General features: G+C 46.3%; 9 protein-coding genes and 1 pseudogene. 5 read left to right on the top strand and 5 right to left on the bottom strand.

Going from position 1 to position 15,630, the window contains the following annotated elements:
• Nucleotides 1-5: 5 nt before the first annotated feature.
• The 3 genes and pseudogenes from OX890_RS05970 to OX890_RS05980 all read left to right on the top strand — a co-directional run bounded on the left by OX890_RS05970 (nucleotide 6) and on the right by OX890_RS05980 (nucleotide 7,923).
• Nucleotides 6-1,364, top strand: a complete 1,359-nt coding sequence (locus tag OX890_RS05970) for an alanine/glycine:cation symporter family protein (protein WP_268650245.1) — start codon at nucleotides 6-8, stop codon at nucleotides 1,362-1,364.
• 143 nt (nucleotides 1,365-1,507) lie between these two features.
• The gene (locus tag OX890_RS05975) at nucleotides 1,508-6,862 is read left to right on the top strand and encodes a PAS domain S-box protein (RefSeq protein WP_268650246.1); all 5,355 of its coding nucleotides are present in this window, start codon (nucleotides 1,508-1,510) and stop codon (nucleotides 6,860-6,862) included.
• A 45-nt stretch (nucleotides 6,863-6,907) separates the two neighbouring features.
• Nucleotides 6,908-7,923, top strand: a pseudogene (locus OX890_RS05980) (response regulator).
• A 179-nt stretch (nucleotides 7,924-8,102) separates the two neighbouring features.
• Here OX890_RS05980 and ygfZ read toward each other — a convergent pair.
• Both ygfZ and serA read right to left on the bottom strand, forming a co-directional pair.
• The gene (gene ygfZ / locus OX890_RS05985) at nucleotides 8,103-9,065 is read right to left on the bottom strand and encodes a tRNA-modifying protein YgfZ (RefSeq protein ID WP_106649532.1); all 963 of its coding nucleotides are present in this window, start codon (nucleotides 9,063-9,065) and stop codon (nucleotides 8,103-8,105) included.
• A 153-nt stretch (nucleotides 9,066-9,218) separates the two neighbouring features.
• Nucleotides 9,219-10,448, bottom strand: a complete 1,230-nt coding sequence (gene serA, locus OX890_RS05990; protein ID WP_106649533.1) for a phosphoglycerate dehydrogenase — start codon at nucleotides 10,446-10,448, stop codon at nucleotides 9,219-9,221.
• 154 nt (nucleotides 10,449-10,602) lie between these two features.
• Between serA and OX890_RS05995 the strand changes: the two genes are divergently transcribed.
• Together OX890_RS05995 and OX890_RS06000 are read left to right on the top strand one after the other, a co-directional pair.
• A complete protein-coding gene (locus OX890_RS05995) occupies nucleotides 10,603-11,211 on the top strand; it encodes a DUF2238 domain-containing protein (protein WP_106649534.1) in 609 nt (202 codons plus the stop codon).
• A 361-nt stretch (nucleotides 11,212-11,572) separates the two neighbouring features.
• Nucleotides 11,573-12,238 (top strand): helix-turn-helix transcriptional regulator, encoded by a 666-nt coding sequence (locus OX890_RS06000; RefSeq protein WP_063883912.1) that lies wholly within the window; start codon nucleotides 11,573-11,575, stop codon nucleotides 12,236-12,238.
• Between the two features lie 172 nt (nucleotides 12,239-12,410).
• Here OX890_RS06000 and OX890_RS06005 read toward each other — a convergent pair whose 3' ends face one another.
• The 3 genes from OX890_RS06005 to OX890_RS06015 all read right to left on the bottom strand — a co-directional run bounded on the left by OX890_RS06005 (nucleotide 12,411) and on the right by OX890_RS06015 (nucleotide 15,423).
• Nucleotides 12,411-13,901, bottom strand: a complete 1,491-nt coding sequence (locus tag OX890_RS06005) for a curlin (RefSeq protein WP_268650247.1) — start codon at nucleotides 13,899-13,901, stop codon at nucleotides 12,411-12,413.
• A 14-nt stretch (nucleotides 13,902-13,915) separates the two neighbouring features.
• Nucleotides 13,916-14,335 (bottom strand): curlin, encoded by a 420-nt coding sequence (locus tag OX890_RS06010; RefSeq protein ID WP_259523455.1) that lies wholly within the window; start codon nucleotides 14,333-14,335, stop codon nucleotides 13,916-13,918.
• A 560-nt stretch (nucleotides 14,336-14,895) separates the two neighbouring features.
• Nucleotides 14,896-15,423, bottom strand: a complete 528-nt coding sequence (locus tag OX890_RS06015; RefSeq protein WP_268650248.1) for a DUF4124 domain-containing protein — start codon at nucleotides 15,421-15,423, stop codon at nucleotides 14,896-14,898.
• Nucleotides 15,424-15,630: the final 207 nt, after the last annotated feature.

Raw genomic sequence — 15,630 nt, forward strand, 5'->3', positions numbered from 1 at the left:
ATATCATGAGTTTTCAAGCTTTTCTTGCCAGCATCAATGGCATCGTCTGGGGCCCAATCACCCTTTGTTTGCTGGTGGGCACGGGGATTTATCTCACTGCACGCCTCAAGCTTATCCAAGTTATCCGTCTGCCTATGGCGCTGGGATTATTATTCAAACCGGCAAAAGGTCATGGTGACTTGTCTTCCTTCGCAGCGCTTTGCACTGCGTTGTCCGCAACCATAGGCACGGGCAATATTGTCGGTGTGGCGACAGCCATCAAAATGGGCGGGCCAGGCGCATTATTTTGGATGTGGCTGGCGGCATTTTTTGGCATGGCGACTAAATATGCCGAGTGTATGTTGGCGGTAAAATATCGCACGACCGATGCGCGCGGGCAGATTGCGGGTGGCCCAATGTACTATATCGAGCACGGCCTTGGTCTGCCTTGGATGGCGAAATTGTTCGCTATCTTCGGGGTTGGTGTGGCCTTTTTCGGCATAGGTACTTTTGCACAAGTTAACGCCATCAGCGATGCGCTGACGATTGCCTTTGAAGTGCCGACTTGGTTGACGGCGACCGTGCTGACAGTGCTCGTTGCCGCCGTTACTTTAGGTGGGGTTAAGCGCATTTCGAATGTGGCGCAAAAGCTAGTGCCTGCCATGTCGATTGGTTATGTGCTGGCCTGCGTGTGGATTTTAGTGGGATTTTCTGAGCAAATTTTACCCGCCTTAGGTTTAGTGATTGAATCGGCCTTTACGCCACTCTCGGCAGCGGGAGGTTTTTTAGGGGCGACAGTGGCGCAGGCGATTCAAATCGGTATTGCTCGCGGCGTGTTCTCCAATGAATCTGGCCTTGGTAGTGCGCCCATTGCCGCGGCCGCCGCTAAGACCAATGAACCCGTTGAGCAAGGTTTAGTCAGCATGACGGGCACCTTCTTCGATACCATCATTATTTGTACTATGACGGGCTTAGTGCTGATCATCACAGGAGTATGGAGTGGTGAAACTGCGGGCGCGGCGATGACGAGCGCGGCGTTCGCCCTCGGAGGCTCTGCGGTTGTGGGTCAGTATCTGGTGACCATTGCGCTGGTGTGTTTTGCATTCACGACGATTTTAGGTTGGCATTACTACGGTGAACGCTGTTGGTATTACTTGGTCGGCGAGCGCGGTTTACGCTTGTATCAAGTGGTGTTTTTAGTACTGATCGCAGGTGGTGCTTTTATCAAGCTCGATGTGATTTGGTTGCTGGCCGATACGGTTAATGGCTTGATGGCGATTCCAAACTTGATCGCGATTGTAGGTTTGAGGCATATCATTATCGCTGAAACCCAAAGCTATTTTGCCCGTATCTTGCCAAATCAAACCTTAGAGACTGCTTCTTAGAGACGGCTTATTAGTGTTTTTAAAACAATAAATTACTTCACATTATTTTAACTTTGACATTGTCGCCACTGGATTCTTCGTTTACTTTATATGCACTATTTAAAAAATAGTGCATATAAAATCGAGGACTTTAGGGCGACGCCATGGACAAAAGTAAACTTCGTACTTTTCGCCGCAGAATCTTATCCCACATAGCCTTGCCTCTCATTTTAATCATGGCGAGCGTTTATGCTGTCAATGCTTGGTTTAGTTATCTCTCCTCGGAGAAACGGCTCTACCATAGCCTTACGCAGGAGGCGAGTCACTCGGCTTCTCGTCTGCAATTGTTACTCGAGCACGCACAAGCCAATACCCAAGGTCTTGCTGATTTTATTGGTTTTTTGTCAAGCAAAGAAGATATGAATGACGCTGAGAGCGTTAAAAGTGTCTTGATGAATCGACTCAAACGTAATCCTGATTTCTTTGGCTCCGCAGTCGCGTTTAAACCCAACACCTTCCCCAATCGCAAACTCTTTTCTCCCTATGTTTACCGCGACACCAGTGGCAGCGACGATCTCCATTATCTCGATATTGGTGCCGAGGGTTACGATTATACCGATGGCACTTGGGACTGGTGGAACAATGCCATCAATCAAGCGGCGGGCTACTGGTCAAAGGCGTACTTTGATGAGGGGGCGGGCAATATTCTGATGGTGACTTATTCGGCTCCCTTTGGTGAGGCCGAGCATTATTTTGGTGTCGCGACGGTTGACTTAGCCTTAGATGGCTTGCCAAAGCAATTAGGAATTGCGCCTAATCGGCTGGTGGTTTTAGACGATCAAGGGCGACTGATTTATCATGTCGATAGGGAAAAAGTGTTGGCCACGACTTCAACACAGTGGCTCGATAAAAATAAATACAGGAATGCTGACTTTTGGGCCTTACAAGCGAAAGGACTTGATGGTCAGGCAAGGTTTGTTGACGATAAGGATGTGGTTTACCTCGCGAGTATTGCAACCGTTCCGCAGCTAAAATGGCGCGTCATAGTGCTAGCGCCAGAGCAAGAATTATTCAGTTCCCTGCTCGATGATATGGCATCCATAATACTCAATTTGAGTTTGCTAACCCTCTTATTATTGTTGACTTGCTATCTGGCCGCTAAGCGACTGACTCGGCCATTAGAGCTACTCGAGTCGGGTATCTTGTCCTTTGGACAGGGTAAAACCCAGCAGCTCATTGTTCCTAAAGGTGCTGTGAGTGAGATTGTGACGCTAAGCAATACCTTCAATCAAATGGCGGAATTACTCGCCGAACGTGAGCAAGCCATTCTTGATTCCCGTGGCAACCGCTTTGCTCGTTTGATTGATGGTATGAGCGATAAGTCTTTCTATTGTTCCCTCGATCCTGACGGCCAGCTGGCGCAAGTGAGCGAGGGCGTGACTAAGGTGCTGGGGATCTCCCCTGATCTGCTGAAGCGCAAATACCAAAGACTGTTTTCGGCCAATCCCCTTAATGAGAAAAACTGGCAATACACTGATTTGGCTTTAAAAGGCCAAAATGTTCCTTCGCATCAAGTGGAAATGCTGGATGATCAAGGGCATTTAAGAAGGCTCGATGTGTTTATGCAGCCATTAATGTCTGACACCGGTGAGTTAATGTCGGTGGAGATGTTATTTACCGATGTCACAGAGCAGTTCTCGGCGGCGGTCTGGTCAAATGCGGTACTGGAAGCCGCACCCGAAGCCATGTTGATTGTCGATGAGCTAGGGCAAATCGTGTTCACCAACAGTCGCTGTCTGCAGCTCTTTGGATACGAAACGGGCGCTATGCTGGGGTTGCAGGTTGAGGCGTTATTGCCGCAAGAATTGGGAGAAAGGCATGTACTTGAACGGCAAACATTCCTGCGAGAGGGCCGTGATAGAAGTATGGCAAATGCCCGTCATGTGCGGGCGTTAAAAGCCGATGGTAATGAATTTATTGCGGAAATAGCGCTGAGTATTCTTCCCACCGCCTTTGATGGACAAAGGCAAGTCGCGGCTTCAATACGCGATATGACACAAAAACTGGCCGTTGAGCAGAAGATCCGTGATAGCGAACAGCGTTTTCGTGGGCTAGTGACTAATATTCCCGGCGCCGTTTATCGGACTCGCATCGGGGATGTATGGTTTATGGAATATATCAGTGACAATATTGCTGAGATTACGGGTTATGCAGCGAGTCAGTTTATTGAAAATCGCCAACGTACCTTTGCTTCGCTGATTTTAGAGGAGGATAGGCCTACATGTCATTTGCATATTGATAGAGCACTCGCGCAGCAAGAAACCTTTGAAGTGGAATATCGTATTCGCCACCGCGATGGCAGTATTCGCTGGGTACATGAGAAAGGTAAGGCGAGTTATACCGAAGAGGGCATTCCACTCTGGTTTGACGGCAGTATCGACGATATTACCGAGAGTAAACTCGCGCTGGTACAGTTAGAGCAATCGCGTCAACAGATGACCAATATTACTGAGTCTATTCCTTGCACTGTTTATCAATTGCAGTGGCACTCGCCTACAGACCGAAGATTTACCTTCCTCTCTGGTGCGGCAATGAAGATGCTTGGGCTGCATCGCGATGATCTGATGAGTAATTTTGACATCATAGCCGAGCGGATTTTTGATGAAGAAAGGCCCGATGTTGTGCGGGCCTTGTCGGGTCAGAGTGAAGACAGACTGCAATGGATACGCGAGTTTCGCTATCGCCACCCTAATGGCAGCATACGTTGGATGGAAGCGGGCGCGAGCGGTCATTTGGGTGAAGAGGGTGCCATCACGTGGAATGGTTATGTGATGGACATTACCCAACGCAAAACCATAGAGCAAGAGTTAGCCCTCAGTGAGGCGCACTTTAAGGCGCTGTTCGATGGGGCGACCATTGGCATAGTCAATGTGGATATTAAAGGCGTTATTTTAGATTGTAATGACCAATTCTGTGCCGATATGGCGCTGTCACGTAACCATTTACGTAATACTGCTATTTTTGAGGTTCTCAGTGAGCAAGATCAACCCATAGCCAAGGCGCAATTTCAGGAGTTGGTTGAAGGTAAGATTGACCATTATCGCGGCGAGCGCAGTTTTATTCGTCCTTCCGGTGCGCCTTTGTGGATGACAGTCAATGTGTCGGCACTGCTTGATGCTCAAGGACAATTTGAATCGGCCGTGATCAGCATGGTCGATATGACAGAGCTTAAATTGCTCTCAGATGAACTGTTACTCGCCAAAGAGCAAGCCGATGCGGCCAGTAAAGCCAAGGGTGACTTTTTGGCGAATATGTCCCACGAAATCCGTACTCCAATGAATGCCATTATTGGCATGTCCCAGCTGTGCTTGCAGACAGAATTAGATAAAAAACAGAAGAATTATGTAGAGAAGATTGAGCGGGCATCGCAGTCTTTGCTGTCGATTATCAATGACATCCTGGATTTCTCTAAGATTGAAGCGGGTAAGCTAGACATAGATTCAGTACCCTTTCAGCTCGATACTATGTTGGAAGATCTCAGCGATATGTTCTCTGAGAAAGCTGCCCACAAACAGATTGAATTATTGTTCGCCGTTGCGCCCAACGTGCCTCGTTATCTGTTAGGGGATTCGCTGCGATTAGGCCAAGTGTTGATTAACTTGATGAATAACGCCATTAAGTTCACCGAACGCGGTGAGGTTTTGCTGTCGCTAAGCTTAGTTGAGCAACAAGATGATGATGTCGTGCTGCGTTTTAGCGTGCGTGACAGCGGCATAGGCTTAACTGAGCAGCAGCAAGCAAAATTATTTAAATCCTTTACCCAAGCGGATACTTCAACCACCCGTAAATACGGTGGCACAGGTTTAGGTTTGGCTATTTGTAAGCAGCTAGTCGAACTCATGGGCGGGAAGATAGGGGTTGAAAGTCAGTTCGGTCATGGCAGCACTTTCTATTTCACGGTCAAGTTGCACATTTCCGATGGTCAGAAATTAGTACTCGAGCAAGAGCTTGAGGGCATGTCTGTGCTGGTGGTCGATGATAACGCGACCGCTAGAGATATTATGCGCACTACGCTCGAAAGTATGGGTTTTAGGGTCGATACGGTTCGCTCGGGTGAAGAAGCGATAAGCCGCTGCCTACTGCAAGCCTATGAAGTGGCGTTAATTGATTGGAAAATGCCTAACATGGATGGGCTGGAAACCGCGCGTCAAATCCAATTGCAGGCTCAGTCGCAATCTCAATCACAACCTCAGTCTCATCCTCAGCCCAAAATATTGATGGTCTCTGCCCATGCGGATCATGAGTTCCTCACTCAAATTGGGCAACTGGCTTTAGCGGGATATATCAGTAAACCCATCAGTGCCTCACGCTTACTCGATGGCATAATGAATGCGATTGGCCGCGAAGGCATATTGCCCGTGAGGCGCCGAACCGAAGAGTTGGCTCCGCAGTTGTTAGTGCCGCTACAGGGAAAACGTATCCTTTTAGTGGAAGATAACGAGATGAATCTCGAAGTCGCAAGCGAGTTTTTAGAGCAAGTGGGGATTATTCTATCCATAGCGACCAATGGCCAAATCGCCTTAGATAAACTGTCGCAGCAGCATTTCGATCTAGTATTAATGGACTGCCAAATGCCGGTGATGGATGGCTATCAAGCCACTCAGGCGATAAGAAAAAGGCCTGAGTTGGCAAATTTACCTGTCGTCGCCATGACAGCCAATGCGATGGCGGGCGATAGGGACATGTGCATCAGGGTGGGCATGAACGACCATATCGCCAAACCGATAGAAGTGAATGTTCTCTATCAAACCCTGTTGAAATACCTCGCACCCGCATCTGAAACGGCTGCAGTAGATACCTTTACTCAATCGATATTGAGTAACACTAAGGGTGAGGCAGGCCATAGTGCAGAACAAACCGTATTGCTTAAGTGGCCAGAGCACCCAGAGCTGGATATCGATAGAGGTTTGCAACTGGTGCAACACTCGACGCGGCTTTATCAACGCATATTTGATCGTTTCGTGAGCAGTCAGCGTAATGTGGTGGAACAGGTTCGCAAAGCTATCGCGGCGAATCAAATCGAAGATGCGGTGCGTATTGCCCATACCCTTAAAGGCTTAGCGGGCAATTTAAGCTCGGCTAAATTGGTGGAGTTAGCGCGTTTACTTGAGTTGCATTTAACTGAGAATGTGCCCTTTGAAGATGAGTTAGTTCAAATTCAACCGCTAGTGGCTTCTATCTGTGATGCGATTGAATACGCCAAACCCGCAGCGGTGAATCAAGCTGAACCCCAAGCTGTTGATTTATTATCTGCTGAAGATTTAAGGGCGGCATTACTGGCCTTGCGGCAGAACTTAGATGATGCCGATGCCAGCGCAGTGGCAAAAATTGATGCCTTAAAGCCGCAGGTGAGCAGTGCAATGTGGCAAGCGTTAAGCCCTGCCTTGTCTATGATTAATCAGTACCAGTTTGATGAGGCGATCGACTTGATTGATGATGTCATTGCTCAGTTTGGATAAAAAAAGTGACACACTAAATTCAAAGCGCATGAAGTGGAGTTGTTAATGGAAAAGGCAACAATATTAGTCGTCGATGACACACCGGAGAATATCGATATTTTGATCGGTATTTTGGGTGATGACTATAAAGTCAAAGTGGCGATCGACGGGCCAAGGGCGTTAGCCTTAGTAGCAAAGTCGCGGCCCGACTTAATTCTGCTTGATGTGATGATGCCGGGAATGAATGGCTATGAGGTCTGCAAGCTGCTAAAGCAAGATCCGCTGACCAGTCATATTCCAATCATTTTTGTGACTGCTTTATCTGAATCCTCCGACGAAGCCCAAGGTTTTGCTTTGGGCGCAGTGGATTACATCACTAAGCCCGTGAGTGCGCCTGTGGTTAAGGCGCGAGTTAAAACCCATCTTGCGCTCTATGATCAAAAACGCCTACTCGAACAACAAGTTAAAATACGTACCCACGAGTTAGAAGAAACCCGCTTCGAAATCATCCGCCGTCTTGGCCGCGCCGCCGAATATAAGGACAACGAGACAGGTCTACATGTGGTACGCATGAGCCACTACGCCCGAATATTGGCGATAAAGCTTGGTTTACCTAGCACTTTCTGCGACTTAATTTTTAATGCGGCGCCGATGCACGATATCGGTAAAATCGGCACACCCGATGCAGTGCTGAAAAAACCGGGTAAGCTTGATGCCGAGGAGTGGCGCATCATGCAGCAACATGCCGCTATCGGCGCCGAAATTATCGGTGAACACAGCGTCCGTTATTGCAGATGGCCCGTCGTATCGCCTTAACTCACCATGAGAAGTGGGATGGTTCAGGTTACCCTAATGGCTTGGTGGGAGAGGATATTCCCCTTGAAGGGCGGATCACTGCGATTGCCGATGTGTTCGATGCCTTGACTTCGCAAAGGCCTTATAAGCAGGCTTGGACGATCGAAGCGACGATGGAGTTATTTGACAATCAAGCGGGAAAACATTTTGATCCTAAGCTGGTGGAAATGTTTAAAGAAATCCTGCCTGAGGCGATCGCTATTCGAGATACTTATTTGGAAAACTGATGCTCGAATGCTCGAATGCTCGAATGCTCGAATGCTCGAATGCTCGAATGCTCGAATGCTCGAATGCTCGAATGCTCGAATGCTCAAGTGCTCGAGGGCTTGAGTATAAGATAAGCTAAAGGCGCCATTGGCGCCTTTATTCTGTTTCAATCTCTACACCATTTTATTAAATCAAAGCCTTATGCTTCGTCTAATGAGTAGGGCAGGGCTTGAATCGTTAAGCTTGATTGCTCATCGTCGGCAAAACGCAGTTTAGTATCGTTGCTGGTATCGTTGGCAAGCACCGTAGTTAACAACACTTGGTTGCCACGCTGTACAAACTCAATAATATGGCCGCCACGGCGGAAGCCATCTTCCATCGCGATTTCAAGGCCTGACTCTAGGCTGATTTGCAGATTAGTATGACCATGCAGAATATACAGGGCGCGTTTATTGCCGCCACGATATTTCATCCGCGCTATGGTTTCTTGCCCCATGTAACAGCCCTTGTTGAAGCTGATACCGTTGACTGCCTGTAGATTGCACATCTGCGGTACATATTGGCTGGCATGGCTGGCGGCAAGGTTGGGGTAACCCGCGATAATTTCTAACGCTTGCCAAGCACTGGCATCAAATACGCTCAACTTTGATTTGGCCACTAAAGCTGCAGCCGCTTCTGGGGTTAACATTAAAATGAAACGGTCAGCGTCTTTTAAAATCGCGCCATGTTCAATGGGCGTGAATTCTTGATGAATGTCGCCAAAATGTTCGCTCACGAACTGGCTTGCTTGTTCACCGGCAACCCCGAGCAGAGTCCATTCAGCGGATGCATTGCTTAAGGTGGCTTTGCTAAACACGGCATATTTTTGTAACTGGGGTAAATCGACTTCAATGGCATCCTTTGGCATCAGCATAAAGAGCGCATCTTGGATGGCAAAGGTTCTGAAACTGGCCAGCATTTTACCTTTTGGATCGCAATGTGCACCCCAGCGCCATTGGTTATCGGCTAATGAGCTGATGTCAGTGGTCACTTGGCCATGGATGAAACTGCGGCCTTGTTCTCCAACCACTTTAATAAGGCCCATATGAGATAAGTTGGCAAGCATGAGTGGAGGCAAAGAAGCGTCCAGATCCCAATGGGGCGTAGAAACTGAAATAGTCATAGCGAGATCCTGAAAATGAAGGCGATGTGAGAGGCTAGATTGTAACGGAATTCCTGTTGGCTCAAAAGCATAAGGCGCACATATCTGTGAATGATATGTGCGCCTTAGTCTTTGTACTTTAGCCGAAACGCTTAATGCGATTCGGCTTAACTCTTAAAACAGCACGCGGGTACGCAGTGTGCCTTCAATGGCCTTCAACTCTACTAAGGCTTCTTCGGCTTGGTGGGTGTCAACTTCCATGACCACATAACCAATTTCTGCGGTGGTTTGCAGATATTGCGCGGCAATGTTGATGCCTTTTTCCGAGAAGGCTTGGTTGATCTTGATCAGCACGCCTGGACGGTTTTGGTGAATATGCAGTAAGCGTGAGGTGCCTTTATGCATAGGCAGCGAAACTTCAGGGAAGTTAACTGCAGATACGGTCGATCCATTGTCTGAGTATTTAGCGAGCTTGCCAGCGACTTCGATACCAATGTTTTCTTGGGCTTCAGCAGTACTACCACCAACATGCGGTGTCAGCAATACGTTATCAAGACCTCGAAGTGGGCTGATAAATTCATCGTCATTCGATTGCGGCTCAACTGGGAACACATCAATCGCCGCGCCCGCAAGGTGGCGCTCTTTGAGTGCGACTGTTAAGGCCTCGATATCGACTACAGTGCCGCGTGATGCGTTGATAAAGATGCTGCCCTTTTTCATCGCCGCAAATTCAGCTGCGCCTATCATGTCTTTGGTTTGTGGGGTTTCTGGTACGTGTAAGCTCACTACGTCAGATTGCGCCAGCAATTGTTCCATTGAATGAATTTGCTGTGCATTGCCTAACGGCAGTTTGTCTTCGATATCGAAGAACACAACGCGCATGCCCAGCGTCTCAGCCAGAATGCCAAGCTGAGTACCGATATGACCGTAACCGATTACGCCTAAGGTTTTTCCGCGCACTTCGTAGCTGCCAGCGGCGGTTTTCATCCAGCCACCACGGTGGGCGATGGCGTTACGCTCAGGGATACCGCGCATCAGCATAATGATTTCGCCAATCACGAGCTCGGCAACACTGCGAGTATTGGAGAATGGCGCGTTAAATACTGGGATACCAAGGGATTCGGCGGTGGCAAGATCAACTTGATTGGTTCCGATACAGAAGCAACCGACCGCGATCAACTTCTCGGCGCGTTTTAGCACCTCGGCAGTTAATTGGGTACGTGAACGAAGTCCCACGAAATGTGCATCTTTGATGGATTCAATTAATGCTTCATCGCCTAATGAGGCTTTGTGGTATTCGATGTTGGTGTATCCCGCACGCTCAAGTACATCGACCGCAGATTGGTGGACGCCTTCCAACAGCAGGATCTTGATCTTATCCTTGTCCAGCGAATGTTTCGCCATGATATGGGTACCCTCTAATTAATAGAAATGTTTCTTATGATATGCTGACAACCTTCACCCACCAAAATAGCACTTTTTTTACTCAGTGTGGAGGGCTAGATGGCTAAAGTTAATATTCTAAATTAAGAACAATATCGCATAAGAGGAAGAAACATTGAATAACAAAATCGCGTGGTGTGCTATTTACCTCTTAGTGCTCGTGTGGTCGGTGATAAATCCCGCAGATTCTTTCACTTGGTGGCTCGAAGCGGTTCCAGCATTAGTGGCTGTGCCACTGCTATTTTTTACCCGCAAACGCTTCCCATTAACGCCGCTGGTGTATGTTTTAGTGTTAGCCCATTGCTGTGTGTTGTTTGTCGGCGCACATTACACCTATGCTGAAGTGCCATTATTCGACACTATTGCCCATTGGATGGGCTCAGAACGTAATAATTACGACAAGTTAGGTCATTTTGCTCAAGGCTTTATCCCTGCCATGTTAGCGCGTGAAATTATGCTGCGTAATCAAGCGGTCAAACCCGGTGCTTGGTGTGCGTTTTTAGTCACGTGTTTTGTGCTCGCGTTTTCGGCGTTTTATGAACTCATCGAATGGTGGGTTGCCGTGGCAACAGGTGAAGGCGCCGAAGCCTTTTTGGGCACCCAAGGCTATGTATGGGATACTCAATCAGATATGTTGATGGCATTAATTGGCGCAATTGTCGCACTCGTTTTATTGTCTCGTTTTCAAGATAAGCAAATAGCAGCACTTAAACTCAGGAGCTAGTGGCAGTGAGTTGCGTTCATCCTTCCATAAAAAATTTGGCGTGAGTGTGATGGCATTTAGCTGTCACATTTTAATGTTATCTTTATGTTGCAACTTTGGGCTGATATCTTCATAGTTTGAAAGTACTAGGTTTCGTGAGTTGATTAAGTTCAATGGTATTTTCTACTGTTATTCAAATTATCTGTGGTTAGTTAGTCGAACTTACTAGGATTAAAGAGGGAATAGTACATTTGGGTGATGTTTTTCAGTCTTTAACTAGTCAAAATCAACTAGGTTAATGGAATGTTTAAAAATCTAACTAAAGAGGCTGGTCAAACATACCATTTTGCTAATAGAAAATACTTTTCAGGGAGGAGAGTCATTGAGCACAATTAATGAATTAGTTTTTTTACATCAAATGGCAGCGCCATGTCATTTAGCGTTACTCGCTGAATCCATAGGCTTGAAAACTCGTATCGTTAAGCATGCGGCGGAATTAGATTTAGATAAGAGTCGTCGAAGTTTTTATCTGATCACCCAAAAAGGCTCTGCACTCGATAACAAGGGGATCCCTTTACTGGCTTCGCGCTTAGTATCACACTTCCCCGTGGCGCTGTATCAAGTCGAGCGAGACTCTTTAGATCAAGAGTCAGCTATGTTACTTGGCATTCGAGGCATTTTATTTGCCGATCAACGTATGGATTTGATGTTAACAGGTTTACGTAAAATGGTGGCAGAGGAGCTGTGGTACGACAGAACACTACTGAGTAAGATGTTCCGTCGTGTAGTACAAAAACTCGATGGCAACAATGAGATGCCCTCCGATACTGTGGCTATGCTGCAGATGCTAACTTCCCGTGAGCGCACTATCATTCAATTTGTGTCGAGTGGCGCGAGGAATAAAGAAATCGCCCACAGATTGTGCATCAGCGAACATACGGTGAAGGCTCATATTTCCTCTATCTTCCGTAAAACCCAGTCCCGTAATCGTGTTGAGTTGTTGCGTTGGGCACAAACCTATCAGACTCACTTTGAGCTGTGCAGTTAGTCAGTTAAAGATATTGATCGTTAGCTTTTCGCTTTGAGTGGTTAATGTTAATAATTACTGGTTAATCAGAATAGAAAAGCGGGAATGTTTATTTAAACATTCCCGCTTTTTGTTCAACACCCTTTTGATAAACCACCAAAGAGTGTAGCTGTGGTGGTTTTAACAGGATTGACTAGTATTGCACTACAGTAGCAACGTTCATATTACCTGATTGATTAACGCTGATGCTGTTGTTATTACCAGCTTGAGAACCTAGTACTAAGTTATCGTTACCTGTTTGAGTGATCAACAGGCTGTTATTATCACCGCTTACTTCAAATGAACTACTTGCGTCACCACCAATCCAGTTACCGTTACCTGATTGAGCAATTTGTGCAGTGTTTTCATCACCTTCGATAATTAAATCGATAAGGTTAAGATCGCCATTTTGCAGTGCAGTGACATCGGCATTATTGTTGCCAGCAATGGAAATGACGGCTTCGTTTTGAGCGCCATCTTGCTCAACATCAACTTCGTTATCGCTACCCACTGCATCGACATAGGCAAAGTTAGCATCGCCTTCTTGGCTCACTTCGATACTGTTGTCTTCACCTGATGCGAAGGCAACGATTTCGTTGTTATCGCCTTTAGAAGATAAATCGAAGTCGTTATCTGTACCGTATGCACCGAAGGTCGCGAAGTTAGCATCGCCTTTTTGTTTCAAGTCAACGTCGTTGCTATCGCCCCATACTTGGAACTCTGCACCGTTGACATCGCCTTTTTGGGTGATAGTAATATCGTTGTCATTACCTTGGATATCGGCCACTAAAGTATCACCGATAGTGTTGCCGCTGCCATTTTGGGTAATATCGACAGTGTTGTCATCACCCGTAGTCATAGCAAGATAAGCCGTGTTGCCGTTACCTTTTTGATCCATTGAAATATCGTTGTCGCTGCCTGCAAGTGCGTAAACGAAGGCAACATGGTTATCACCCTTTTGGTCCATATCTACAGTGTTGTCATTACCTGCAATACCTTTAGCTGCGCCAAAGTTGTTGTTACCTTTTTGATTAACAGAAACGTCGTTGTTGTTACCCACGTTAGCGGTTAAATCAAGGGCAATTAAACCCGCTTGGTTGTTGTCACCGACTTGGGTGATTTTCCCATCGTTGTTGCTGCCTTCAACGCGGAATACTGCAAAGTTAGCATCGCCTTCTTGCTCAACAAACACTGTGTTTTCAGCGCCAGTGATTTCAACTTGGCTTTCGTTGACTTCGCCCAATTGGTTAACGAATACCGTGTTATTGTTGCCAGTAACATCATTGCTGCTTTGGTTAAAGAAACCGTCTTGCGACACATTGACATTGTTGTTGTCACCGACAACATTTGCACTTGCCACATGCCAGTCAACTTGTTGCGTTATTTGGACTTTGTTATCAACACCCGTCGAATTAATCGCGGCTTCATGCCACACACCGTCTTGGATAACTGTTGCGGTTTGATCTGTGCCCGTTTGCACAACCGCTGCAGCGTTAATGACACCCGTTTGTGAAACTAACGTGTCTTGACCTTGACCCGCTTGCACTACGCTAATCTCGCTCACAGTACTGGCGGCAAAAGCTTGACCGCTTAAACCCGTTGCAATGGCTAAAGCAATAAGTGATTTTTTAGCTTGTGATTTCATGTGACGCTCCCTGTTTAATATTGAGTTATTGAGATTGCAGCACCGTCTGCAATCTGTTGAATCGAAAAGTTGCCGCTTCCTAGTTGGTTCAGTTGCACTAGATTGTCGTTGCCAATTTGTGTCACTGAAGCCGTATTTTGACTGCCGACCTGCAGTAGTTGCACTTCATTGTTTGAACCAATTTGTGTGATTAGCGCATCGTTATCATTGCCTACTTGTGTCACATCGGCCTTGTTATCGTTGCCTGATTGGAACAGTAATCCTTGGTTGGCATTGCCTTGTTGCACCAGCTCGATAAGATTATCGCGACCGGAACGTTCCAGTAATGCCTGCAGGGTTACGGGTAACTCATTGACATTCAGCTCTTGTGCTGAGGTCATACAACTACAGAGCAAGATCAGCGGTACCAAAAAGCGTATCGAGGTATTTGGCACGGGTGACTCCTTGCATCAAATATCTTGGGTTGCCTAAAACAACAGGCACTCCAAATTCAGCCCTGAAGATACGAGTCCCGCTGATATGTCGCAATTGGCCAAAAGGGTATTTATTACGCAAAGGATTCACAGTAGATAAATGATGAATGTATCGTTATCCAATTGATTCAGTAACTTTTATCTGTTTTTTAGAGAATGTTTTTTTAGGCTGAGTAGTCTAGTTGGGCTAGTAGTTAAGTCGTATTCGTTGCATAGTTATCTCATGGCTTTTAAACAATGGTGCAACAAAATTAAGCAATGCATCGACTGTAGCGTGATATTTTTCGGGGAAACAAGTTATAGGAAATATGGTGGGAATAGTGTTGTGGGATTGACTCAATTCAAAGGCTATTTAGCGGTATTACAGCGTGTTAAAAGGCGAGCTAGGTGGTTTTATCTACGGCTGTCCTTAGAGAGTGATGAAGAGTCAATGAGCGGTTTAATGAGTTGAAAAATTCGACCATAGTGGTCGAATTCCTTGGTGAATGAGTAGCAAGCTGAGCACTAACTTTTATATCAGATCAGTGTTTTTCTGGTTCTTTTGATTCTTCAGGGGATACCTCAGTACTGATTTGGCTTTTACGATCTTTCAGTTGCTGCATCGCACTGTTATTGCTTACGGTTAACGCATTGAAGCGAGTATTGATATCGTCCATTTCGTTAATGTATTCAGGATCGCTTTTTTCCTTATTTTGCCAATAACGCTTACGTTCTAGTTTTTGTAATTCACTGGCGCGCAGGATTTCAAAATAGCTGTTCTCTTGTTTAAGCCGATAGATCTCGCCATCGAGTAATTGCAGTAATTTTTCTTTAGAAATGGTTTGGCGATTCAGTAGCGCTTGCAGGGGATCGACTGGAATGTCCCTTTTATCTGAGTCGACTTCTGTGGTGATCCCCAACTGATATTCGATTTTATGTTGGCTAAATTCCTGCGGGCAAGCGGTTTGGCTAAAGACAATTTTGTCATCTTTACGGCATTTATAAATGGTATTTGCCTGTACTGCACTAGGCAACATAACACAAATTAGGGTGAGTATCAGTCTTGCCATTAGGCGACAAATCCTTTGTACACTAGCATAGCGATTATGATTTAATCATTTGATTACAGTTGATAAAAAGTTAGTTTAACGCTCGCGTTATTAAGTCTGTTCAACCAGTGATTTATGTCTCGTCCTGGTGGGACGCTGGGTTCTTGAGCCATTAAACCTAAGGCATTAAAGTATTAGCCATATATCAGTAAAGGGGCAAATTTACTG

This window comes from Shewanella sp. DAU305 (assembly GCF_026802235.1).
GTDB classification, from domain to species: domain Bacteria; phylum Pseudomonadota; class Gammaproteobacteria; order Enterobacterales; family Shewanellaceae; genus Shewanella; species Shewanella baltica.

What these genes read in the sequence shown, in the direction of transcription:
- OX890_RS05970 (WP_268650245.1), top strand. Translation starts at nt 6, where the DNA reads ATGAGTTTTCAAGCTTTTCTTGCCAGCATCAATGGCATCGTCTGGGGC.
- OX890_RS05975 (WP_268650246.1), top strand. Translation starts at nt 1,508, where the DNA reads ATGGACAAAAGTAAACTTCGTACTTTTCGCCGCAGAATCTTATCCCAC.
- ygfZ (WP_106649532.1), bottom strand. Translation starts at nt 9,065, where the DNA reads ATGACTATTTCAGTTTCTACGCCCCATTGGGATCTGGACGCTTCTTTG.
- serA (WP_106649533.1), bottom strand. Translation starts at nt 10,448, where the DNA reads ATGGCGAAACATTCGCTGGACAAGGATAAGATCAAGATCCTGCTGTTG.
- OX890_RS06005 (WP_268650247.1), bottom strand. Translation starts at nt 13,901, where the DNA reads ATGAAATCACAAGCTAAAAAATCACTTATTGCTTTAGCCATTGCAACG.
- OX890_RS06015 (WP_268650248.1), bottom strand. Translation starts at nt 15,423, where the DNA reads ATGGCAAGACTGATACTCACCCTAATTTGTGTTATGTTGCCTAGTGCA.